This window comes from Christensenella intestinihominis (assembly GCF_001678845.1).
In the GTDB taxonomy this organism is placed as follows: domain Bacteria; phylum Bacillota; class Clostridia; order Christensenellales; family Christensenellaceae; genus Christensenella; species Christensenella intestinihominis.
Genome location: NZ_MAIQ01000004.1, coordinates 26,747 through 48,851 on the forward strand (window position 1 = coordinate 26,747; position 22,105 = coordinate 48,851).

Genomic DNA, 22,105 nt, shown 5'->3' on the forward strand with positions numbered 1-22,105 from the left:
TCATCCGATCCCCATGCATGAAAGGCATATCCTTGCCGCATTTGCAAGGGCGTCAAAATAACCGCCGAAATATATCCCCAGGCCGATGAAACAGGCCGCCGTAAACAAAAGTATAATCCTGGTATATTTGCTTTTTTTTGTTTGTTCCATAAAAAATCCCTTACCAAATAAGATAAGGGAATTGTAACTGCTAATTATCAACTTTTTATCTATTCGCCGGATTTTGCCCGAAAGGAGGCCGTGACGGTTGCCCCGGCCCCATCACTTTCTATTGCAATATCACCGCCATGGTGCCGGCAAAGTATTTTTGCGATATACAGGCCCAGCCCGAAATGGTGCGATCTGTCCGGGTCGGCCGTATAGTATGGCTCCGTTGCGTGTTCCATGTCTTCGGCTGAAAATCCGCCGCCATCATCCCTTATGGTCGCGAAAACCATATCATCCTTTTCAGTGAGGCAAACCGTCACCCGCTTCTTTGCATGCCGCGCCGCATTCGCTACAAGGTTTTCCGTAACCTGACAGACGATGCTTTCATCCAGCACAGCCGTTTCACTTTGAATCCGGTTTTGGAAGTCCAGGTACTTTCCTGCTTTCTTGCAGACAAGCATGGACATTTGCCTGATGGATTGTATCAGTTCCTGTAAGTTGGCGCTATGGAATTGCGGCTGCATGTCCTCCATTTTTTGCATACTGCTCATGCTGTCCACATACCGTTCCAGCCGGTCTATCTGTTTCATCATAGCGTCTCCGGCTTTGTCGGCTTCAAGCCCGCCTGTTTGCTGCATTTCAAGGGTTCCCTTCAGCACGGTGAGCGGCGTCCGCAGATCATGGGCAAACGCGGCATTCAACCTTTTGCGTTGTTCCATCCGGCGCCATACCAACCGGTTGTTTTCTTCCAGGGCGGCGCGCATTTTTTCAAAGGAATCGCAAAGCCTGCCCATTTCATCCCTGCTTTCGTAATCCAGGGCAAAATCCAAATCATTCGCGGCGATACGCGCGGACGCCTCGTCCAGTTCTGATAAAGGCTTTTTCATTTTTTTGCGGTAAAAGAGCATTGCCGCAATGACAACGGCGGCCCCGACGTACAGCGGGACACACCAGAAGCTGATGCTGTTCAGGAAGTCGATTCTTTGCTTGTCTTCCTCCGGGTAGACGCGGACATTGCCGAGAAATGTATTTGGGCCGTCTTCGGTCATGAACGTCATCGGTTCCTCGACAACTTCATAATTCCTTGCTTCGGTCATAAAAATTTCCGACTTGCAGTAGCCCATGGTGAATCCGCTCGCAAGATATGCGGCAAAAAGCGCTACACAGACATACAGGATAAAGCTTGCGCGGAAAGACAGGTTCCTGAAGAACGACTTTATTTTCGCCATTTATAACCGCACCCCCAGACAGTTTCTATATTTGCTTCACGCCCCGCCTCGATGAATTTTGCCCGGATGCGTCTGATGTGCTCTGTCACGACGCTACTGTCTCCATCGCTGTCGTATCCCCAAACCGTTTCATAAATCCGTTCCCTGTCAAAAACCTGGCCGGCGTTTTGGGAAAGCAGCTCGATGATATCAAACTCCTTTTTGGCAAAATTGATCGGCCGATCCTTATATGTCACACTCCTGTCCGCATAATCGATGGAGAGCGTATCATCAAATTTGATTTTCCCCTCTGTCCTGCGGCGCATTTCCCTGCGCAGGTGCGCCGCAACGCGCGCCTCAAGTTCAGCCAGGGAAAAGGGCTTTGTGATATAGTCGTCCCCGCCAACCGCAAACCCTTTCACCTTGTCGGCATCTTCAATTTTGGCGGTCAGAAAAAGGATGGGACAGGAAACATAATCACGGATACGTTTACAGACGGAGAGCCCGTCCGTTCCGGGCATATTGATATCCAGCAGAATGATATCCGGCTGTTTTTCAGACTGCGTTACGGCTTCATTCCCGTTTTTCGCAGTCAGCACGGCATATCCTTTGCTTTCAAAAAAACTTTGCAGCATTGTAACGATATCCTGTTCGTCGTCTGCAATGAGTATTTGATATTGCATTTTATCACCGCCTCAACAAATGATAATAACTTGTATTTATCAAGAATTTATCTACTATTATAGCATTTAATACATGGATGGCTAAATCGTACTGTATAATGAAGTGAAGCGGAATAGGTTCAGGAATACCGTACTTCCAGGAACGCAAGCACAATGCGATTGGAAAAAGATATATACAACTGGAACAAGGAACGCTTTGTTCCGGTATGGCCTTTTAGTACAAAACAGATGCAGCGAAACCGGGGGCCCGTTGAACTCGAATGGAGCGCAGCGAAATGAGTTCAGTGGGGAAAGGAGCAGCAACGGAGCATACGCAAAAGCCTCGCTGAAAGCGAGGCTTTGAAGTGCAGCGTAGTTTGCTGCGACGTGGTTGCGGGGACAGGATTTGAATTTGTTCGCGCCTATTTCAGCCTGTTTCATACAATGTCATTCCGTCCAAAATCCGCATGGTTAAGCCATTCCTTGTTTCGGCCTATATTGCTCAAATTTCCTGCTGACATTCTGTAAAGGGTAAATTAAAGGGTGGTAAATATCATCAAGAAATCCGATAAAAAAGGACTTTTCAGCCCTTCTTATTTCGTCTTGTATTACTATTTTTGGTGCTATGATAATTTGTTATAGCTGTTAACAGTGCATCTATGCTTTTTTCATCTAAATTCTCAATGACATCATACAATTTTGTAATAACTTTGGGGCTTAACTTTTTTGAAGTCATCTGCACCAGACTTTCAGCAGACTTATCCATGCTATATTTGGGCGCAAAAAATTCAGATAAAGTAATGCCGAAATAATTACAAATATCATTGATACTTGCTATACTAGGCATTCTTTTCATACGAAACATTGCTGACAAAAAGTTTTCCGAATGTCCCATTAACTCGCCTAATGTTTTTAAACTTTTTACATCAGACGAATCAATAAGCTGTTTCGTTCTTTTTAAAACAAATTCTCTTACTTCTTTTTCATTATCCATAGCTATAGTATAAGATTGACTGCATAACGCGATTCGTCTTACGCATCGGAAAATCTAATTGTTTTCCGACGCGCAGGGTGTTATAATTATTTTGTAAACCTGATCTATAGTTTACATGATGAAATGCTTTTCATGGGTTAAAATGCTTCAAAAGAAGCATTGCCGAAGAAATTTAATCTCGTTTGGTGCGTGAGAGAATATGACTGCGAGCCCTTCAACTTTTTTAAGAGCATTATATTCTTATCTTCAGTAAGACACTGATGTCGTGAAGTAATCGCTATTTGCTCAAATTGTATTCTCCTCAACGCGCCAGCATCTAAAGAAAGCCGGAAAATTTATGAAAAAAAGCCCTAATTGCGGTATCTGGGCAAACTGCAGCATACCCCATTCTGAAATAGATAGAGCTGCTTTGATCATTAAGAGCAAATTACTTGAACGGCTGGAAAATAAACAGTTCGATTATACTGTTTGCTTTATGAATGATGCGGATATGCTTTTTATGGAAACCGCCCTCAAGCTAAAAAAGGACTATCCAGACCTTTCAATTAGCGTCCTTCTGCCATATTGTACATGGCTTGATAGCCTAAGTACAGAGGAGCGCGAAAAACGCAAATCATATATGGCGCAGCTCGAATGTAAATATTATTACTGTGCGCAGGAATCTTACAGCGATCTTATGTTTATCTGCTCGTCACAGCTTTTGGATTTCTGCGACAATTTACTTGTAATCCAAACAGAACAACCTGATCGTTCTACGAATGATATGGTTATTTTAGCTAAAATTCTTAATTGCAATGTTGATTTTATATCCTTATAGTATATCTCATTATATCATTTAAATTATTATCAATTCAAAAAACAGATTGACAAACATCTATGTGTGGTATATATTATATATAGACAATCATCAATGTGAGGTTGAGTATGAAAACAGATTATACAGGTTATGCAAATATTTTTAAAGCGATTGCCGAGCCTACGCGATTACAAATTATAGATATGCTTTCGTGCGGTGAACTTTGTGCGTGTGTAATCCACGAAAAGTTTGATATTACGCAACCGACTTTATCCCACCACATGAAAGTATTATGCGATAGCGGTATTGTGATTCCACGAAAAGACGGAAAGTGGACACACTATTCTTTGAATGAACAACGGCTAAATGAAATCCGTAATTTTATGGATATGCTGACGGTTACTGAAAAGGACTGTATTTGTAACGAGTAATTTTTTTTGAAAAATACATAGATGAACATCTATATAAAGGAGCGCATTATGGAAGTGAAAGCAAAGCAAGGAATCGGATTTTTTGAAAAATATCTGACGGTATGGGTAGTTATCTGTATGGTCGCGGGGATTCTTATTAGCCAATTTCTGCCGCAGATTCCAAATTTCTTAAATCAATTTGAGTATGCCAATGTATCAATCCCGATTGCAATACTGATCTGGATTATGATTTACCCTATGATGATGAAAGTGGATTTTAAAAGTGTAAAAGACGTGGGAAAAAATCCGAAAGGGCTTTTTGTAACATGGGTGACAAACTGGCTGATTAAGCCGTTTACTATGTTCGGTATTGCCGCCTTGTTTTTCTATGTGGTATTCAAAAACCTCATTCCCCCGGAACTTGCAAAAGATTACCTTGCCGGGGCTGTGCTTTTGGGGGCCGCGCCATGTACCGCAATGGTGTTTGTATGGAGCACACTTACAAAGGGCAATCCTGCCTATACCGTGGTGCAAGTGGCGACAAATGACCTTATTATCCTTTTTGCATTCGTGCCGATTGTAAAATTCCTACTTGGCGTAAGCAATGTTGAGGTTCCGTGGGATACGCTGTTCTTATCGGTTCTCCTGTTTGTGGTTATTCCCCTCACTGCTGGAATCCTAACACGGGTATTGATGATAAAGAAAAAAGGAACTGACTACTTTAACCAAAAGTTTGTACCGAAATTCAATAATGTCACGGTAATCGGTTTGCTTTTAACGCTTATTATCCTGTTTTCGTTTCAAGGACAGACGATACTTGCAAATCCGGTGCATATTCTGTTGATTGCTGTGCCGCTTATTATTCAGACGTTCCTGATCTTCTTTATCGCGTACTTTGCTTGTAAACTGCTAAAGCTATCGTTTGACATAGCGGCTCCGGCTGGCATGATTGGCGCGTCAAACTTTTTTGAATTGGCGGTAGCGGTAGCAATCGCGCTGTTTGGAGCAAATTCCCCCGTTGCGCTTGCAACAACGGTTGGCGTATTGGTAGAAGTCCCTGTTATGCTGACGCTTGTAAAAATTGCAAATCGTACTCAAAAGTGGTTCCCGCCACTAAAAATAAAAGAAATATAGTATAAAGAAAGAGGTAATAAAAATGAAAAAAATGCAAATATTTGAACCGGCAATGTGCTGTGAAACAGGGCTTTGCGGAGTATCTATTGACCCCGAACTGCTCCGCATTTCAACAGTGGTAAATACGCTGAAAGGCAACGGCATAGATATTGAACGTTTCAATCTGAATAGTGCGCCTATGGAATTTGTAACCAATGAAGTCATAAACAAATACATTAACGAGCAAGGCCCGGAAGGACTACCCGCCGTGTTACTTGACGGTGAAATTATCATGACTGGCAAATATCCAACAAATGAAGAATTTACGAAGCTGCTCGATCTTCCGGAGGGATTACTAAAGGAACTTGACAAAGAAGAAAGCGGCGGTTGCTGTTGTTGTGGCGGTGATGATAATGGTTCGTGCTGCTGACCGCTCATTAACATTTTACGAATCGCGGAAATATTGTAACGACAACAAACTGGAATGCTCGGCTTTTGAAAAGCGAGTAAAGAATATTTCCTGCTGTCCCGTCAAACGACTTTTCTATGAGGACAGCAAAGAAGAATGTATGAGTAACCGCGATGTGAATGATGTAATAAGCTGTGCGGGAGTAGAAATGTTACCCATAACGATTATCGACGGGGCTTTATGTAAGCTGGAAAAATACCCGTCAGATGAAGAAATTAGAAACATGAAAGGCAAAAGATAATGAATTTATTTAACCCAATGAAAGACATATCAACAAAATACTTGTTTTTTACAGGAAAAGGCGGCGTTGGTAAAACTTCTGTCGCGTGTGCAACGGCGGTTTCCCTTGCGGATAGTGGCAAAAAAGTGTTGCTAATCAGCACAGACCCCGCTTCTAATTTGCAGGACGTTTTTGAAACAAACCTGACAAACAAGGGCGTTCCGATCAAGGACGTTCCCAATCTTGTTGTCGCTAATCTCGACCCGATACAGGCGGCGGCTGAATACAAGGAAAGTGTAATCGCTCCCTATCGCGGGAAACTCCCGGACGCTGTACTTGCCAATATGGAAGAACAACTTTCCGGCTCCTGTACGGTAGAAATTGCAGCATTCAACGAGTTTTCCAACTTTATCACGGACGACACGGTAGAAAATGAATATGACACGATCATATTTGATACCGCGCCGACGGGTCATACTTTGCGTATGTTACAACTCCCGTCTGCATGGAGTAACTTTATTAGCGAAAGTACACACGGCGCGTCATGCTTGGGGCAGCTTTCCGGGCTTGAAAGTAAAAAGGCGGTATATAAAGAAGCAGTAGAAACATTATCAGACGGCAACAAGACTACACTTCTTTTGGTTGCTCGTCCAGAGGACACGCCGCTAAAAGAAGCGGAACGCGCTTCAAAGGAATTGTTCGACCTCGGTGTGAGAAATCAAGCAATGGTAATCAACGGCGTACTGCAAACGCATGATGATGTAATATCCGATAGCCTGTATAAAAAGCAACAAAAATCACTCGCAAATATGCCCGATTCCCTAAAAGACGTTACCACTTTTGAGGTTCCCTTACGGGCATATAATATTACGGGCCTTGACAATATCCGGGCGCTTTTGGCGCATGACAACGTTGCCGCCGCGCATGATACGATAGTTCCCGATAGAATCCCAGAATTGAAGAATGTGATTGACGATCTTTACCGTTCCCACAAAAAAGTTATTTTTACAATGGGAAAAGGCGGGGTCGGCAAAACAACGGTTGCGGCGGCTATTGCACTGGGCCTAGCTGAAAAAGGACAGAAAGTGCATTTAACGACGACTGACCCAGCGGCGCATTTGAAGTTTGTTATAGACCAAAATAGCAGCATTACAATGAGCCATATTGACGAACACGCAGAGCTTAAAAAATATCAGGAAGAAGTTTTAGCAAAAGCACGGAAAACAATGAGCGAAGATGATATTGCGTATGTTGAAGAAGATTTACGCTCCCCTTGCACACAGGAAATCGCCGTATTCCGTCGCTTTGCTGAAATTGTTGAAAAAGCGGAAGATCAAATTGTTGTGATAGACACCGCTCCAACGGGACATACTTTGCTCTTGCTGGATTCAACGCAGAGTTATCACCGGGAAGTAAAACGCACGCAGGGGGACATACCCGAATCGGTTAAAAAGCTGCTTCCGCGTTTACGTTCAAACGAAACGGAGGTTATCATTGTTACTCTTGCGGAAACAACGCCTGTCTACGAAGCATTGCGTTTGGAAGATGATTTGAAACGTGCTGATATTGCCACAAAATGGTGGGTTATTAACTCGTCGCTCTATCATACACACACTACCAATAAGCTATTGGCGGCAAAGGCAAGCAATGAAATACGTTGGATTAACAAAGTTGCCGAACATTCCAATGGAAATTTCGCAGTAATTCCGTGGAATGCGGACGAGGTAAAGGGAGATAAGCTGAAAGAACTTATCCAGTAAGGAGCAGCTATGGAAAAGGTAGCTTTTGTGTGTGTTCATAACTCCTGCCGTTCACAGATCGCGGAAGCCTTAGGAAAGCATCTCGCATCTGATGTATTTGAAAGCTATTCAGCAGGAACAGAAACAAAGCCCAATATCAACAAGAATGCGGTACGGCTTATGAAGCGGAAGTATGGTATAGATATGGAAAAAACACAATATTCAAAGCTATTATCGGAACTTCCCCCTGTTGGCGTGGTTATTACAATGGGGTGTAATGTCAACTGCCCGATTCTTCCCTGCAAATACAGGGAAGATTGGGGCATTGACGACCCAACCGGGAAGGACGATAGTTTCTTTTTAGCGGTAATTTCAGAAATTGAATCCCATATATTAGACTTGAAAAAGCGAATAAATAGTAAGCGCAAAATATAAAAACGAGGTCGCATGGTTGCGGCCTCGTTTTTATATATGTGCGCTACTAGAATATTCTTGTCAAAATATACCACAATCCCGATATTGCCGGAACGACGCAAAGAGCGATAAACAGTCCCTTGCAAGTTTTCAGCACATTGAGAGATTTTTTGATGTCCTGCGTCACCGTATTCACGTATGATCTGCTGGCGTTCTTGACTTCTTTTATTGATTTATCAAATCCGCTCAGGTGTGTCTCACAAACTTCGTTCGTCGTCGTGACTAATGTGCCTGTGGCTTCTTTTATGCTGTCCTTGAGCATTTCGTTGCTCACCTCGATTTCTTTCATTTTCATGTCCATTTCTTCCAATGTCTGATTGATCTGGGAATACTCGCTCGTAATCGCTTCCTGGAATTTCCGTGAGCTTTCTTCGGATTTCTTCCACAGTGAGGTTAGCTCCATGTACTGTTTCGTGAGAACGTCCACGTTGATCCTCGTATCCAATAGTCCTTCCGGGTTCGTGATCGTCACTTTCAGGCACCCGTTTTCCTCTTGTTTCTTCAATGCTTCCTCGTAGGTCATACTCCAAGCCCTCCTTGCTTATGTCGATCTTGAATATTTGGGATAAGCGGCGGTCGCGTATCTTATGCCCGTCCTTGTCGATGAAAACAATGTATTTCCGGCGGTCTGTCCATTGGACTTCAAAGCCCTGCTCCTTCATGTTTTGGATAAACACCTGTCGGCTTAAAGCTGTGGATTTTGCCTTAACGATTGCTTTCATCGTATCGAACACCCAACTTTGGTAAGTACCTTGCACCGCCTTTTCAATCGCCTTATACATCCCCATATCAAACGTCGTGATTTCATTGTTCTTTTGGCAGATGGATTTCCCGTGCTCTCGCACGATCACGTCGGACAAATCCTTTAATTCCTGCAATTTTGCTTTGGAATAGCGAAATTTATATCCATGCTCAAAGCTGACCGAATTGACGATCCAATGCGTATGGATATGGTCTTTGTCCTTGTGGGTGGCAAAGCACACTTCATAACCGCGAAACATGGGGCTGCGGGTGATAAGCTCGTAGGCAATTTGATTTGCTTCTTCAACCGTTATATTTTCCTCCTTCGGAAAGCTCTGTATAAAATGCTTATACTGCCTGCCCCCCGTTTTACGCCACGCCCGTTTTGTCGCTTTCATATCGTCAATCGCTGTTGCAAGATTACAGTTGTACCCACCGACCAGACGCCGCTCAGTTTTTTCATGCTTCATGATGTAGTTGATCGCTTTGGCGATACTGGCCTTTGAATTGACTGCTTTTATGATTGCCATTCACACATCAACTCCTTCAGCGCAGAATACATCTGCGACAGCTCCGGCGAACAGTCCGTTATCAATCCGGCGTTCACATGATAGGCGATCTGATTGACGTTGTTCCCAATCGCTTTCAATTCCTTCACTACTTCAAGCCCACCTTCCTTTACATGGATTTCTTTTCCGAGCAATGAGCGCAGAGCGTATTCCCGAAGCGATAAGCCCGACCTCTTGACTTTCGCCCTGATTGCCGCAAGCTCCCTGTCCGATACCCTGATACTGACGCAATGTTTCCTGCTGCGGTTTGCCATGTTCCACCTTCCTTTGGTTTCGCTCATGGGGGTTCAAAGGGGGTTCTCCCCTTTGCAAGCGTCCAAGTGGCACGCCACTTGGGGAGCTTGCCTTCCTCTGTACGATACGGAGCAGGAGTACCGCCACAAGGCGGTATTCCTGTCTGCTGTATCGTTCGGGGAAGTGGGCGCTTATCCGGCCTTGCCGCTGTTTGCGTCGATCCACTTTATAAACTGCTCCTTTCCTACGATCAGCCGCTTTCCGATGTGCAGGGTTGGGAAACCGTGCGAGTGCATCAGTTCATATGCTCCCGTTCTGGAAATGCCTAACGCCTGCGCCACCATATCGGCAGTCAATGTTACGGGTAGTTCCTCGTATGATGTTTGCGTCTGCTTCATGCGTTCCTCCTTATTCTGTTTTCAATGTGCGGTAGTGCGTAAACCGTGGATATTCCACCTCCTTCTTTTAGACAATATTTATAATATATAAATATTGTCTTGCATTTTATCATACTACAAGCAAAGCTTTATGTCAATATATATCCATAAATATATTGTCTCTTTTTTTCTTTTATATATTGACATATATGGCTGTACAATTTATAATTATATTATTAAATTGTCGAAGGAGTTCTACAATGCAGATTTTAACCGAAATGTTGTTTACATTGGACTATGAACAGTTTACAGAAAAGCGAATCTGCCGTTATGTTGAGGACACAAATCCGGAATATCTGGAAACGCAAAATGATGTCCTCCAAAGTTTCACATACGGTACTATGTTGCTTGACCTTGCGGAAGCAGATACGCAGGTTTTTGAACGTATTTCGCTCCCCGCCGCCGCTCTGCTTACAAGCATGAACATGCAGGAAGCGGAAGCAATAAAAGACGAACTAAGAGCATTGGCAAAGACTACAAAACCGTTGCTCTCCGTCCTTCCCGATCTTTTCAGCGTATACCGTGAAAAGAGTTTGCGCGTGGTAGATGCCTTGCTCCGGCGGAAGGAATGGAACAAGCAATCCGTCTTAGAGGGCTTCAAAGACATATTTTTAAACGCCCATGTCATTTCAACCTATATTGAACAGGTAAAGACCTTGCTGAACGCGAATGTATTTGCAGATAAGATATATGGTCAGAAAGCGACGGCAGATATACGCATGGATATGATCTATCATTTGTTGGGAGCACATGACGAACGTGTCAATGAGTCGTTCCATGCCCCGAAAGGAAAAACGGAAGATATAACCTCTAATACGGGGATTTCAGCAAAAGTACCGCTTGACCTCATGGCTCCCTCGGATTATTCGTTTCTGCACGACGCGGAAATCAGCCAAAAGCTAATGATCGCGCTTGAGGGCGATATGCGCCGTCTGGAATTTTATATCCATACAGATGATACCCTGCAAAGCGTCATAGTGGCATACATTAAGGATATGATCGAGCAGGAGGTTGTCATTCGGAAATGCAAGCACTGTGGGCGGTATTTTGTGGCGCAGGGACGAACCGTCTACTGTGAGCGCACCATAGACGCGCAAGGTAACACCTGCCGACAAATAGGAGCTATGGCGCAGTACATGCAGAATCTGGATAGATCGCCTGAAAAAAAGGCGTACAGGCAAGCCTACAAAAACAATTTTGCGAAAATGAAGAAAGGCGATCTTTCCGAAACTGATTTTGAACGGTGGAAAGAGGAAGCGAAGAAGTTAAGAAAAGATGTAGAAAATGGCTTGATGCAGGCAGATAGATTTCTTGACTGGCTCAAGTATGGGGAGTGATCGTATGGCAAGGAATGAAGATACGGAAAACCGCAGGACAAAAAGGGGCGCACAAGGCGGCGGTACGATGCGCAAGCGTGCAGATGGTACATGGGAGGCCCGCTACACTGTAGGGCGCGATCCTGGCACTGGCAAGCAGATACAGAAGTCCGTCTATGCCAAAACGCAGAAAGATGTGCGGAAAAAGTTACAGCAAGCCACAACCGCCATTGATGACGGCATGTATATTGAGCCGTCCAAAATGACCGTAAAGCAATGGCTTGAAATCTGGTATAGAGAATACACGGGACAGTTAAAACCGCGAACGAGAACGGAATATAAGGCGCAGATTGATAACCATATTTCAACAGCGCTCGGAGCGGTCAAGTTACAGGCGTTGAACGCGCACATGATACAGTCCTTTTATAACAAGCTGCACCGCGGTATGAAGGATAAGAAAGGGTTATCCCCTAAGACGGTCAAGAACGTACACGGAATCCTTCACAGGGCATTAGAACAGGCTGTAGAGATCGGATATATCAAGTATAACGCCGCCAACGCCTGTAAGCTCCCGCGTATCACTAAAGCGGAGATACAACCACTTGACGATACGGGGATAGCGGAATTTCTGAATGCGATTAAAGGACACAAATATGAACGGGTGTATTTGGTTGGTCTATTCACGGGGTTACGGCAATCAGAAATTCTGGGGCTAACGTGGGATTGTATCGACTTCAAAAAGGGAACGATTTATGTTTATAGACAATTACAGAAAGTAGAAGATCAGTATTTGTTTGGAACACTTAAAAATAATAAGGCACGTAAACTATCGCCTGCACCCGAAGTTATGAAGATTTTGCGCAAGCAAAATATAGACCAAAAGAAATGGAAACTAAAAGCGGGGATAGCATGGGAACCGTGGCAAAATGAGAAGTTAGTATTTACAAATGAGTTGGGTGGGCATTTATGCCATAAGACGATCTATAATAATTTCAAGGATATTATGAGATCGTTAAAAAGGCCGGACACTCGTTTTCACGATTTGCGGCATACCTACGCTGTAGCCGCAATACGTTCCGGCGATGATATTAAGACAGTGCAGGAAAATCTCGGACATCATGCGGCGGCGTTCACGCTCGACACCTACGGGCACGTTACGGAAACGATGAAAAAGGAAAGTTCGCAGAGAATGCAAAGCTACATCAATTCTGTAAAGGGTAAATTAAAGGGTAAACGATGAAAAATGGGCAAAGAAAAAACCTGATAAACCGCATGGTTATCAGGTTTTCTTTGTGGTTGCGGGGACAGGATTTGAACCTGCGACCTCCGGGTTATGAGCCCGACGAGCTACCAAACTGCTCTACCCCGCGACGTATTTTATGTGCCGCTTATTTGAGACAGCTTAATTATTATATAACAGGTGGCATAGGATGTCAAGGGAAAAGCACCTTTTGTATGATGAAATCGCACATATATTTTATTATATGCCAATAGCACAAAACTTTGGCGATTCTATGTCGAGGGCAAAAGGAGGGGAGTTATTGACACAATACTATATATTTCACACAAGCTTTTTCTTTTCATATGCAAGAGTCAAACGAATCATAAAATCACTATCCAATATTATTACTTTTTTCTTAAGTATTTTAGCCAAAAGCAATAAAGCCTCTATCAATTGAGTATCCAAAGTGGCGGGGACGATAATAGAAATTATTTCAGTCCTTACATCTTGTAACCCCTTCAGTGTTTGATCAAGTATTTCACGCCCTGTTTTAGACGATCGTGTAATTTTTCTATTTTCAGATTTCATAATACCCTGCATGTTTTGATCTCTGCCATCAAGATTTATGGTAATTGATATATCACCATACTCTTGCCCTTGATGTGGTTGCGGAATAAAATCATCAAAATAACAAAAGAGTTGTTGAAGACACTCAACCGATTCTATTGAATCAAATTGCTTATATCGGCATTCCTCGCACATCTCTGTTGTTGGATGTTTCTTGCATTTTTCTCCAAGATTTCTCAAAATATTTTTTGCACGTTCTATGTCCGATACGCTAGGTGTAAATTCATATAAATCTTTGAAATGGTGAATATCTTTTGGCCTAAGCCTTTTATAGCCACCGGCATTTAAAATCCTTAAGTGACCATTATAGACGGTTACATATTCATTATCAGCCAATTTAAGTTTGGGTTCAATTGCTTGTAATTCAGAAATGATTTTTATTAAAAATTCATCGTTAAGTGCAATAGAAAGAATTTCATCAATATTTCTAATGGGTTTTATCGTCCCGCATTCTACGCATTTAACCGTTGTGATCGATTCTTTACACGACTCACAGGACAAAGTATTTTTCGGGCTTAACTTAAATATACTTTTTTGACAATGTATACAACTCGGAATTGTTGTATCCTCACATCGTTCGCAAACGATAAGATAACTATAGGCAGTCTGCTTGGGGAAAGCGTTGTACAAAGCAATAGGGGAAATATTAATGGGATACTGTTCCACGTGTTTCTGTTTGCAGATTAATATTACTCGAGCAATTTCATTAAGTATCTCCCTGCTTTCGAGTCGAAGATGTCCCCATTCGCCGCCACTAAACAACTGTATATGACTAAATTTCTCTATACCATCCTCGGAAAAGATATCAGAAAAATAATCGATAATTGTCACAATTCGCTTTATGCTCCATTTTCTGAATTGTGAAGTAGTTAAATTTTGATTAATATATAATTTCCCTCTATTACTGTTCACACCTAAAGTAGCAATAATATCATTGTCAATCTGCTCATTATAGAGAGCTGCTGCAATTTCATGCTCTTCGAACCCTTTCATAAATGAATCCTGTTTGTGCGCTAAATCAGGGTCAGAGAATGTGACCTTTTGAGGTTTGTTTTCATCTAAAATTGTACTTGTAAGAGACACTTTTTTTCTATCATCTGGATTAAAGATTGTATCTAAAACTGCCTTGTTTAAGGATAATCCCACCAACTTCACATCGAATAGTTCCAGAATTGCGTTTCGAATTATATATTCAATTGTAGGAGGCATATTATATAATGCCGCAAATCCTTTTTCAACGTTAATCCACACAAAGCAATCTGTCAATTCATGGATATAATCAAACCTATTTTGGGGAGTAATGTAGCTATATTTTTTGAGATACGTTAAGCCTACTTCAAAAATTTCCGATGATTCTTCCGTCCATTTAGTGATCGCAATACATTTTAAATCCTTAAACCGCGCATCCACATTATAATGCTTTGTTCCAAGGAATTCATCCATTTGATCTTTTAATTTGGACTCATTGATTTTCTTTCCAACAAACTTATTGGCCCAGTATAGAACAAATCCTGGCTTTCTTCCGTACCTATATTCTTCATAATAACTTCTAATTACACTTTCAGAAATTTCAGGTGAACGCTTAATAATTTTGTAGAGATCAGCTTTTGAAAGTTGGGATAATGCACTTTTTAAATTGTCAACTTTTCCTTGGCCCGTGACGAATAGATATTTTTGTTTCAGTTCGTCTTCATTAATAGTATCAAGTAACATTTTGCATATGCCTTCTAATCGCATCAAATCTAATGCTACTGTAATTTTTTCAGCCATTCGAATTCCTCCAGAGCCGATTGAATCGCATATTTTTTATTGCTAATAGACAAAAACAAAGATGTTAATTTCAATATTATCACTATATTGTTGCTGTATCAACATATTCAACGAATTCGTGACTTTAAATATTTTTTCGATATTATCTGGTTAAAAATAATTGGGAATATTTTTAACTATTTGCTTATTTTAGATGAATAAGAACCCGCCTAACATTTCGCTAAGCGGGTTTCTATCAGTTCATGTTATTTTTATCATACCGAAGTTACGCAACTGTATCCAAAGCCGCTTTTTGTTGTTCCCAAGCAGAAATTTTTGCTTTTGTAAGTTCTTCAATCGCCTTATTATGGGATTCTTCCAACATTTTCAAATATTCTTCCTGTCTTTCTGATACTATCTTTTGCTGAGCTTTTGTTATTAAGTCTTCTTCACTTTCTTTTAAGAAGCTCATCGCTTCAGAGTTACTACGGAATTCATCCTGCGACATTTGGTCTGCCTTATTTTCTTCAATATTTTGCTTTTCCTTATCATATTCTTCATTCATTATATCAATTTGCTCATCATATGCGTCTATTACATCCTTTAATGCAGAATTGGAATATTTGTAATTATCGGCAATAAGTGAAATAATCCACGCTACTCCGCTGATACCCAAGGTAATCCACCCAGCAGGAGTGGCAACTAAGAAAATTGATACAGCAGCACTACCAACTGCTGTAAACCCGGAAACTGTTGTCGCCATAGAAGAGCCGCCATACGCTCCCGCTCCACCGATTCTTACTTCATCCATTCCCCCTGTTGCCTGTACAAGTCCTGCAAAGATTAGTAAAACAGCAAGAGCAATACATATCCATTTGCGCAAATTTTGTTTCGTAGATTTCCCTTTTACTGATTTTTCCTGCTGTTCAACTATATCTGCGCCACAATGTATGCAGTATTTAGCGCCATCAGAAACCTCTTTTTTACATTGATTACAGTATTTCATTCCTCTTCCTCCATTATTATCAATATATTTTATTATATGAAAACAGTTCTATTTTGTCCTAAGCTATGTGCTTAATAAATGGGAATAATCTCTCTGCGTTTGGCGGTACTCTTTACACAATATTCGATTTTCAATATCGTTTTTAGAATACATACAAATTATAGTATATCGAATACAATTATGTCAAGGAGAAAGCTATGGTCAAGCAATTCATTCCCAAAAAGCCAGATAAAGAAGTTATTTCTATTCGTATATCGACTGATTTGTTGAAAAATGTTGACAAAAGTGCAACAGAAGCCGATATAAGCCGAAATGAATTTATCAACCAATGTATTCAATTTGCTTTGCAAAACATTAAACCGACCTCTGATTGAAGAATCGCATTCGTTCCAACTCTTTTTATGCCTTAACCACATTCTATTGAACTCCTACAGCCCCATAGACAGTTTTTTAAAACTTTTTCGGCCACCTGTCCGGCAAACGACTTTTTAACGTATATGAGCTTCATAGTATCATTGCCGTTTCAAAAGTTTCCATTTGAAATTTTGCTTTTTGCTCCATCAATCGAATATCGCCAAGCATTTTCCGTAATCGTTTAATGTCCTTGCCATCAAAAATATAGTTCTCATCTACATTTTCAAGCAAGGTGATAATCATTCTTTTTGCACTTTTAAGCTGTTCCATGATTTTGTTTTCGTTCATTCTTCTGACCTCTTTTCAATATGATTTTGGGAAACTCCCACAACTTAGCTTTCCCTCACAAAACCCTCTTTCCTCTTAATTGTAAAGTTCAAAACATTTAACCCCCCTATTTCGTGGAAAGTTAAGTTAGCTTAATTTTCAGCAAAAAACGGGGGTTAGGTTTGTTGCTTTGAAAAATGGCAAAAAGAAACCGCCTACGGGACTCCATGATCCTCATAGACGGTTTTGAAATGTTTTCGCGGAAAGGGCTTCGCCTCAAACGGTTTTCCTGCTATACAGCCTGCAACACATTCAGTTACTTTTCAGTCATCATACTGTGAATTTTGCTTAACTTATTTAAAATATCATCTAATCTTGATATTATATCCGCTTTGCTGATTGAACCACCATTTTCGATCTCGTTTTTCAACCCTTGAAGCTGCCCGACTGCTTGTGATACTTCAAACCCAACCTGATACTCCGCATTCTCTTTTACTGCAATCATGATTACTTTCTCCGAATATTCTTTGGCATAACACGCAACAATTCGGGCAGATATATCATCTGCTATATTAGATGGGGCAAAAGGGGCAAATGTTATACACTTCTGTTACACTTTCTTTGTTTTGGCTATTAAGGTGTTATATACTTGCCCCAGTTGTCCCATCCTCTCATAATGCCAAGATAGAGTCCAGTTTTTCAGCAGCTACTTTATCACGAGATTTCAAAGCATGGGTATAGATATTCAAAGTCGTGGCGGTGTTGGAATGTCCTAACCGTTTTGATACTGTGGCAATATCTACATCTTCCGCAATCATCAGCGTAGCGTTGCTGTGACGCAGGGAATGTAATGTTACGATTGGTAATCCGCTAATCCTGATGAACCGTTTGAACCAACAGGATATACTGTCAGGACTTAACGGCTCTCCACTTTTCGTCGTAAACAGTCTGTCTGTTTGAACCCAGTCTGCACCTGCTTTCAGACGGCGCTTGTTCTGCCATAGCCGGTATTCTGTCAAAAGTTTGTGGACTGTATTTCCAAAGGTCAATGTCCGAATACTGGATTTTGTTTTTGGTTCTTTTGTGATGATTCCATTTGCGATCTGTGATGTACGAACAATCCTCATAGTGTTTGCTTCAAAGTCAATGTCTTTCCACTCTAACCCCATCAGCTCGCCACGCCTCATGCCTGTATGAATTAACAGTAGTGTCATGGTCTTATATATGATAGGTACTTTTTCAAGCAGGCACACTAACTCTCTGGTCTGTTCCTCATTTAGATAGGCACGTTCTTTATACGGCACCTTTGGCGGGGTAGCCCTTGCCGCAACATTCTGTTCTACAATTCCCCAACGAACGCCCATTGAAAGGATTGCCGATACTACCCGGTGATGTTCTAATATGGTCTTTGGCGCAAACCGTCCATCCCCTACGATGTGTCCGTTCCTGTCGCGTTTCAGCCCATATTTTGTAAGGGATTCATATAATCTGTTCAGATGGACAGGGGACAGGTCTTTCAATTTGATGTGTCCTATGACGGGAAGAATCCTTTTCAGGTAATCCCCATAGCGCGAATACGTTTTAGGAGCTAACCTATTTTTGGCGTAATCGTTCTTCCACAGCTCCACCAATTCACAAAATTTCATCTTATCGTCATAGATATGCCCATGTTTGACTTCTTCCTCGAACCGATGTTTTTCTTTTTCCAATGCTTTTTCAATCTGTTTTGGTGTCATGCCCGGTTCGGGATACCACATCTCATACTTATCAATTCGCCCAAATGTATCTGGGCGCAGACCGCAATATACCTTGATCTCGTAGCCTTTTCCTCTTTTTCTGGCGCTTGCCATTGCTTTTTCCTCCACAGTTTTTGTATGTTGGGAGACTCCCGAAGCAGCCCCCACAACTATACACTTGGCTCACGAAGGGCTGTAACCTCTTAATCTGAGAGGTTATTTCTTTGGGGAACCTGCTCTTTGTTAATGCTGTGGGAATAATTCACAAAAGGTTTGGTCTACGTTAGCATAAAAACGCTTCAGCCGTCTCCATGTGTCATCATTCAGCAAGTCCATATTCTTTAAATCAAACAATATAATTAATATGCCATATGGTATATCCTTGAAAAGGTCTATCGCAAAACTTCTACGTGGCCTTCCATCAGAAGTTGCCTTTGAGGAATTTAGAAAAATCGTCAGATTTATCAAAGCAATATTGAGTTTGTTTATATGTCCCTGAAAGCAATCGTTCAGTAAATGCTTTGTCCTTAAATATTCGTGAAACTGCCCTATTTCGTTACGAACCTTCTCAAGACTCCTATTGTGATTTTTTGTAACCATTTTTCTTACCTCCATTTTTTGTTTGTGTACAGTTGATTCCCATTGCTGTTATATTGGAGAGCTACCTACGAGTAGCCCCCCATCGCTAACATTGCTTCTATCCTCTCCTTATTTACGAGGATATTTAACAAGGACTATACCTGGGTTTTCATCACCGTCATTTGCTCTAGGTGCTGAGAAAGCTTCATCTGAAAAATCCATCATCTCATCGAAATTTTTTAGTTCTTCACATAGCCTCCTGAACTGCTGCCAGCATTCATCATCTAGTAGGTCATAGCATTTAAGCATAAACCCAACGTGCAACGACATGTTGTGCATGCCTTCAGTCATTAAGCGAACAACTGGCGTTAAAGGCTTATCCCGCATTTCGGGTTTTGACAGTTCAGTCAAAATCTCGTAATAGTACCCACCAATACAAGAGAGATGTTGCATTATATCCTGTGGAAATTTCCTTTCCTCAGCATAGTTTTCGAACTCTAGTACCTGTTTCAGTGGATGTAATTCCTTAAAAACCGCTTTTTCCATTTTTCTTTTCTCCATAAATTTTTTGCTTTGTTTGTTTTGGTGATTTTAGAAGAATTGCGCTATCCCGTCCATCAGTCACCGCAGTTGTGTGTAATGGCGTTACTCTCCACAAGCATGTGAAAGTACAAAATCCAATTCTTCTAGCTGGTCTTTAATTTTCCAAACGAGATTCCATGCTTTCTTGCCTGTGACTTGCTCGACCGTCAGTCTATCTTGCAAATATACGAGGTCTTGCTTTATCCCGCTTATAATAAAATGACTGTCGGCTTCAAAATTGATTGGTTCCATTGTTATTCCTCCTCTCTCCAAATTTTTCCGCTCCTATATAGAAACGTATACATCTAATAACGTTTTCGGTGCGAAAAAACAGCCGGATTTCGACCGGATTTTTGTATTGTTTACAAAATGTTCATAATTTAGGGCGATTTTCTGGAAAAACATGAGGCAAGTATATGCTATACGCTCTGTGGGACGCATAGACGCTTTGAACTCTTTTGGACGGGGAACTTTTCGGGAAAAGTATGTTTTAACGCTATAGGGTGTCTATAGGCTTTGGGAGACAGAAACAAACATAACCCCCGTATTTCGTTGGTTTTTAAGCTTACTTAATTTTCAACCAAAAAAGGGGGTTACTGTTCTTCGGGTATCTGCTTTATGATTCTCCAAGCGCTTTTATATGATTTCCCATTCCTGCTCGTCTCAAATGACTTTATGCGGAACTGGCTTCCCAATTCTTCTAACGCACTGTTTAACGTTTTGGCGCTTTTGAACAGTCTGCCGTTCCCATCGCGTATATTGATTTTCTCTATTAGTTCATCTCTGTCCGCTTTCATCAGCATTACGCCGTCAGTACCTTTTTCATATATACTGGACAGATAGGATTCACGTTCATTTCTTATGGTATTAGGCATTACATTCTCTATTAGATTAGATTCATCAAACGTATCTTCCAGCCCAATCCATGATAGCTGTTCTTTGACGAAAGCGAACTTTTTGTCTGTTTGAAATCTCTTAATCATTCGCTCCACAAACTTTTTATCGCTATATAACCTATCTGCGCCTATTGGATTGACTGTCCATTCGCCTGTAGCCTCGTGCCTATAGAACAGCTCCTTTAGAAGTCCTAACCCGTCTGGACTATTATCATATTTCCTGTTGAAAGCGTTTAAATCTTCATTGCATAGTTCGATTTCTTTGATTTTGTTTTCATAGACTGTTTGTAATGTACGGAAACTCCTACTATCCCGCGTGTGGATATACAAATTGACCTTATCTGCATTGTTTATCTTTACCCTACGTCTGCCCAGCATTTGTATAAAAGAGATTTCATTCCATGTCATAATGGCAATGTGCCTTACACTTTCATCCTCAATACTGATTCCATTATCCAGAGTGCTAGTGGTTATGAGTACTTTTTTACTGAATCTCTTTTCATTGATTATTAATTGTAGTTCTGGATTGCTCGATTCTGTATCTTTCGTTATGAAAACAGCTTGCTCTCCTAAAGCGGCTTCAATTACTCTACCGTCCTTTTCTATATTGGAGACGAAAACAATCCACTTATCATCCGACATATCATTTTGAATGGTTGCAATTATATCGTTGATATTTTTGAAATACTTTGTACTATTTATATACCGATAATCTGTTCCCGTGGTATAGTCACGCATATTGAAATGTTCATAGACCCATGGAAGTCCTGTTATTTTACGTGAGCGATCACTTAGATAATTACGAATGGAATCTTTGATTTCATGTGCTGTTGCAGTTATAAAGATTTTTACTGCGTTATAATGCCATGTTTGTATCAGCTTTTCAAAAATCAGGCGTGTTGTGTTATTGAAATTGCTGTCCGCAAAAATGTAGTGGCATTCGTCCAAAATGATGTAATCATATATATCTATGGTGCTGGCATGACCGGAACCAGTATTGTACTTATCGTTTAATATTTCTTCCTGAATTTTCTGATAGCTTTTAATGGTTATCCCGTCCAGTTCTATCTCGTCTAACTCTTTGGGTGAGTAGCCGGCTTCTTTGCCTGTCGCCACTTTCAGCAAATCTTCTGTTACTTGCCGCCTTAGGTTTATCCTGTTACATATGAACAAGATTTTCTTTCCAGCTTCTATCGCAAACGGAACCAACACTTCTTTGATGAAGGTTGTCTTGCCTGTTCCTGTTTGAGTTTCAATTATTATGACCGAACCATCGCTCCAGTATTTATAGTCTTCACCAATAAGTTCGTTTATCCACTGTAAATTTAGCTTTATCCTTGATTCGCTATCTTTCTGTGTCATTCGTAAGCTCCTGCTTCACTGTATGTTATTATAATTTCATTATAGCCGTAATATAGCTAAAAATCATCAATTTTACAATCTCAGGAGGGGGATAGGAGGGGAAATGCGTACTTTGGCAAAATTCGATGGCAAACAA

Annotated in this window: 26 protein-coding genes and 1 tRNA gene; 10 read left to right on the top strand and 17 right to left on the bottom strand. The window is 41.2% G+C overall.

All coding sequences use genetic code 11. The features are described 5' to 3' along the window. The 4 genes from BBD38_RS14670 to BBD38_RS06595 all read right to left on the bottom strand — a co-directional run bounded on the left by BBD38_RS14670 (position 1) and on the right by BBD38_RS06595 (position 3,011). Entirely contained in the window at positions 1-150 is a 150-nt protein-coding gene (locus BBD38_RS14670) for a hypothetical protein (protein ID WP_172807781.1), read from the bottom strand. A gap of 59 nt (positions 151-209) precedes the next feature. Continuing rightward, a complete protein-coding gene (locus tag BBD38_RS06585) occupies positions 210-1,376 on the bottom strand; it encodes a sensor histidine kinase (protein ID WP_066686022.1) in 1,167 nt (388 codons plus the stop codon). Beyond that, positions 1,364-2,038, bottom strand: a complete 675-nt coding sequence (locus tag BBD38_RS06590) for a response regulator transcription factor (protein ID WP_066686023.1) — start codon at positions 2,036-2,038, stop codon at positions 1,364-1,366. The genes BBD38_RS06585 and BBD38_RS06590 overlap by 13 nt, the downstream gene beginning before the upstream one ends. 562 nt (positions 2,039-2,600) lie before the next feature. Continuing rightward, the gene (locus BBD38_RS06595; RefSeq protein ID WP_147553983.1) at positions 2,601-3,011 is read right to left on the bottom strand and encodes a helix-turn-helix domain-containing protein; all 411 of its coding nucleotides are present in this window, start codon (positions 3,009-3,011) and stop codon (positions 2,601-2,603) included. 337 nt (positions 3,012-3,348) lie between these two features. On the opposite strand from BBD38_RS06595, the gene BBD38_RS06600 reads away from it, so the two are divergent. The 7 genes from BBD38_RS06600 to BBD38_RS06625 all read left to right on the top strand — a co-directional run bounded on the left by BBD38_RS06600 (position 3,349) and on the right by BBD38_RS06625 (position 8,193). After that, on the top strand, positions 3,349-3,828 hold the full coding sequence (locus tag BBD38_RS06600; RefSeq protein ID WP_066645975.1) for a hypothetical protein: 480 nt from the start codon (positions 3,349-3,351) through the stop codon (positions 3,826-3,828). Between the two features lie 107 nt (positions 3,829-3,935). Then, positions 3,936-4,238 carry an ArsR/SmtB family transcription factor gene (locus tag BBD38_RS14280; protein ID WP_074025754.1) on the top strand — a complete coding sequence of 101 codons (303 nt, stop codon included), beginning with the start codon at positions 3,936-3,938 and terminating at the stop codon, positions 4,236-4,238. Positions 4,239-4,286: 48 nt separating this feature from the next. Then, entirely contained in the window at positions 4,287-5,351 is a 1,065-nt protein-coding gene (gene arsB, locus BBD38_RS06605) for an ACR3 family arsenite efflux transporter (RefSeq protein WP_066645977.1), read from the top strand. A 22-nt stretch (positions 5,352-5,373) separates the two neighbouring features. Beyond that, positions 5,374-5,760, top strand: a complete 387-nt coding sequence (gene arsD, locus BBD38_RS06610) for an arsenite efflux transporter metallochaperone ArsD (RefSeq protein WP_066645979.1) — start codon at positions 5,374-5,376, stop codon at positions 5,758-5,760. Next, a complete protein-coding gene (locus BBD38_RS06615) occupies positions 5,738-6,040 on the top strand; it encodes an arsenic metallochaperone ArsD family protein (RefSeq protein ID WP_082903339.1) in 303 nt (100 codons plus the stop codon). Before arsD ends, BBD38_RS06615 begins: the two co-directional genes overlap by 23 nt. Next, complete coding sequence (gene arsA / locus BBD38_RS06620) at positions 6,040-7,779, top strand: arsenical pump-driving ATPase (protein ID WP_066645983.1); 1,740 nt, start codon at positions 6,040-6,042, stop codon at positions 7,777-7,779. Before BBD38_RS06615 ends, arsA begins: the two co-directional genes overlap by 1 nt. Before the next feature lie 9 nt (positions 7,780-7,788). Beyond that, positions 7,789-8,193: an arsenate reductase ArsC gene (locus BBD38_RS06625; protein WP_066645984.1), complete on the top strand. Its 405-nt coding sequence runs from the start codon at positions 7,789-7,791 to the stop codon at positions 8,191-8,193. A gap of 236 nt (positions 8,194-8,429) precedes the next feature. On the opposite strand, the gene BBD38_RS06630 is transcribed toward BBD38_RS06625, so the two are convergent. The 3 genes from BBD38_RS06630 to BBD38_RS06640 all read right to left on the bottom strand — a co-directional run bounded on the left by BBD38_RS06630 (position 8,430) and on the right by BBD38_RS06640 (position 10,174). Beyond that, complete coding sequence (locus BBD38_RS06630) at positions 8,430-9,503, bottom strand: relaxase/mobilization nuclease domain-containing protein (RefSeq protein WP_066645985.1); 1,074 nt, start codon at positions 9,501-9,503, stop codon at positions 8,430-8,432. Beyond that, positions 9,491-9,796 (bottom strand): plasmid mobilization protein, encoded by a 306-nt coding sequence (locus BBD38_RS06635; protein ID WP_052740382.1) that lies wholly within the window; start codon positions 9,794-9,796, stop codon positions 9,491-9,493. The genes BBD38_RS06630 and BBD38_RS06635 overlap by 13 nt, the downstream gene beginning before the upstream one ends. 171 nt (positions 9,797-9,967) lie before the next feature. Continuing rightward, complete coding sequence (locus BBD38_RS06640; protein WP_066645986.1) at positions 9,968-10,174, bottom strand: helix-turn-helix domain-containing protein; 207 nt, start codon at positions 10,172-10,174, stop codon at positions 9,968-9,970. 239 nt (positions 10,175-10,413) lie between these two features. On the opposite strand from BBD38_RS06640, the gene BBD38_RS06645 reads away from it, so the two are divergent. Beyond that, positions 10,414-11,550 carry a DUF6076 domain-containing protein gene (locus tag BBD38_RS06645; RefSeq protein ID WP_066645987.1) on the top strand — a complete coding sequence of 379 codons (1,137 nt, stop codon included), beginning with the start codon at positions 10,414-10,416 and terminating at the stop codon, positions 11,548-11,550. Between the two features lie 4 nt (positions 11,551-11,554). Further along, entirely contained in the window at positions 11,555-12,769 is a 1,215-nt protein-coding gene (locus BBD38_RS06650) for a tyrosine-type recombinase/integrase (RefSeq protein ID WP_082903340.1), read from the top strand. A gap of 53 nt (positions 12,770-12,822) precedes the next feature. Here the strand turns inward: BBD38_RS06650 and BBD38_RS06655 are convergent. The 3 genes from BBD38_RS06655 to BBD38_RS06665 all read right to left on the bottom strand — a co-directional run bounded on the left by BBD38_RS06655 (position 12,823) and on the right by BBD38_RS06665 (position 16,133). Continuing rightward, positions 12,823-12,899 (bottom strand) — tRNA-Met (locus tag BBD38_RS06655). 191 nt (positions 12,900-13,090) lie between these two features. Continuing rightward, positions 13,091-15,148, bottom strand: coding sequence for a hypothetical protein (locus BBD38_RS06660; protein WP_066686024.1), 2,058 nt, complete (start codon positions 15,146-15,148; stop codon positions 13,091-13,093). A 265-nt stretch (positions 15,149-15,413) separates the two neighbouring features. Then, a complete protein-coding gene (locus tag BBD38_RS06665; protein ID WP_066686029.1) occupies positions 15,414-16,133 on the bottom strand; it encodes a zinc-ribbon domain-containing protein in 720 nt (239 codons plus the stop codon). A 197-nt stretch (positions 16,134-16,330) separates the two neighbouring features. On the opposite strand from BBD38_RS06665, the gene BBD38_RS14475 reads away from it, so the two are divergent. Further along, positions 16,331-16,507, top strand: coding sequence for a toxin-antitoxin system HicB family antitoxin (locus BBD38_RS14475; RefSeq protein ID WP_147568113.1), 177 nt, complete (start codon positions 16,331-16,333; stop codon positions 16,505-16,507). 130 nt (positions 16,508-16,637) lie between these two features. Here BBD38_RS14475 and BBD38_RS06670 read toward each other — a convergent pair whose 3' ends face one another. The 7 genes from BBD38_RS06670 to BBD38_RS06700 form a co-directional block, all read right to left on the bottom strand. After that, positions 16,638-16,835, bottom strand: a complete 198-nt coding sequence (locus tag BBD38_RS06670) for a hypothetical protein (RefSeq protein WP_066686036.1) — start codon at positions 16,833-16,835, stop codon at positions 16,638-16,640. 295 nt (positions 16,836-17,130) lie between these two features. Next, positions 17,131-17,319, bottom strand: a complete 189-nt coding sequence (locus BBD38_RS06675) for a hypothetical protein (RefSeq protein ID WP_066523086.1) — start codon at positions 17,317-17,319, stop codon at positions 17,131-17,133. Positions 17,320-17,485: 166 nt separating this feature from the next. After that, positions 17,486-18,664: a tyrosine-type recombinase/integrase gene (locus BBD38_RS06680; protein WP_066686037.1), complete on the bottom strand. Its 1,179-nt coding sequence runs from the start codon at positions 18,662-18,664 to the stop codon at positions 17,486-17,488. 129 nt (positions 18,665-18,793) lie between these two features. After that, a complete protein-coding gene (locus BBD38_RS06685) occupies positions 18,794-19,150 on the bottom strand; it encodes a hypothetical protein (protein WP_066686041.1) in 357 nt (118 codons plus the stop codon). A 108-nt stretch (positions 19,151-19,258) separates the two neighbouring features. After that, positions 19,259-19,675, bottom strand: a complete 417-nt coding sequence (locus BBD38_RS06690; RefSeq protein WP_066686045.1) for a hypothetical protein — start codon at positions 19,673-19,675, stop codon at positions 19,259-19,261. Positions 19,676-19,774: 99 nt separating this feature from the next. After that, a complete protein-coding gene (locus tag BBD38_RS06695; protein ID WP_066686047.1) occupies positions 19,775-19,963 on the bottom strand; it encodes a hypothetical protein in 189 nt (62 codons plus the stop codon). Positions 19,964-20,304: 341 nt separating this feature from the next. Continuing rightward, positions 20,305-21,969 (bottom strand): DEAD/DEAH box helicase, encoded by a 1,665-nt coding sequence (locus tag BBD38_RS06700; protein ID WP_066686049.1) that lies wholly within the window; start codon positions 21,967-21,969, stop codon positions 20,305-20,307. Positions 21,970-22,105: the final 136 nt, after the last annotated feature.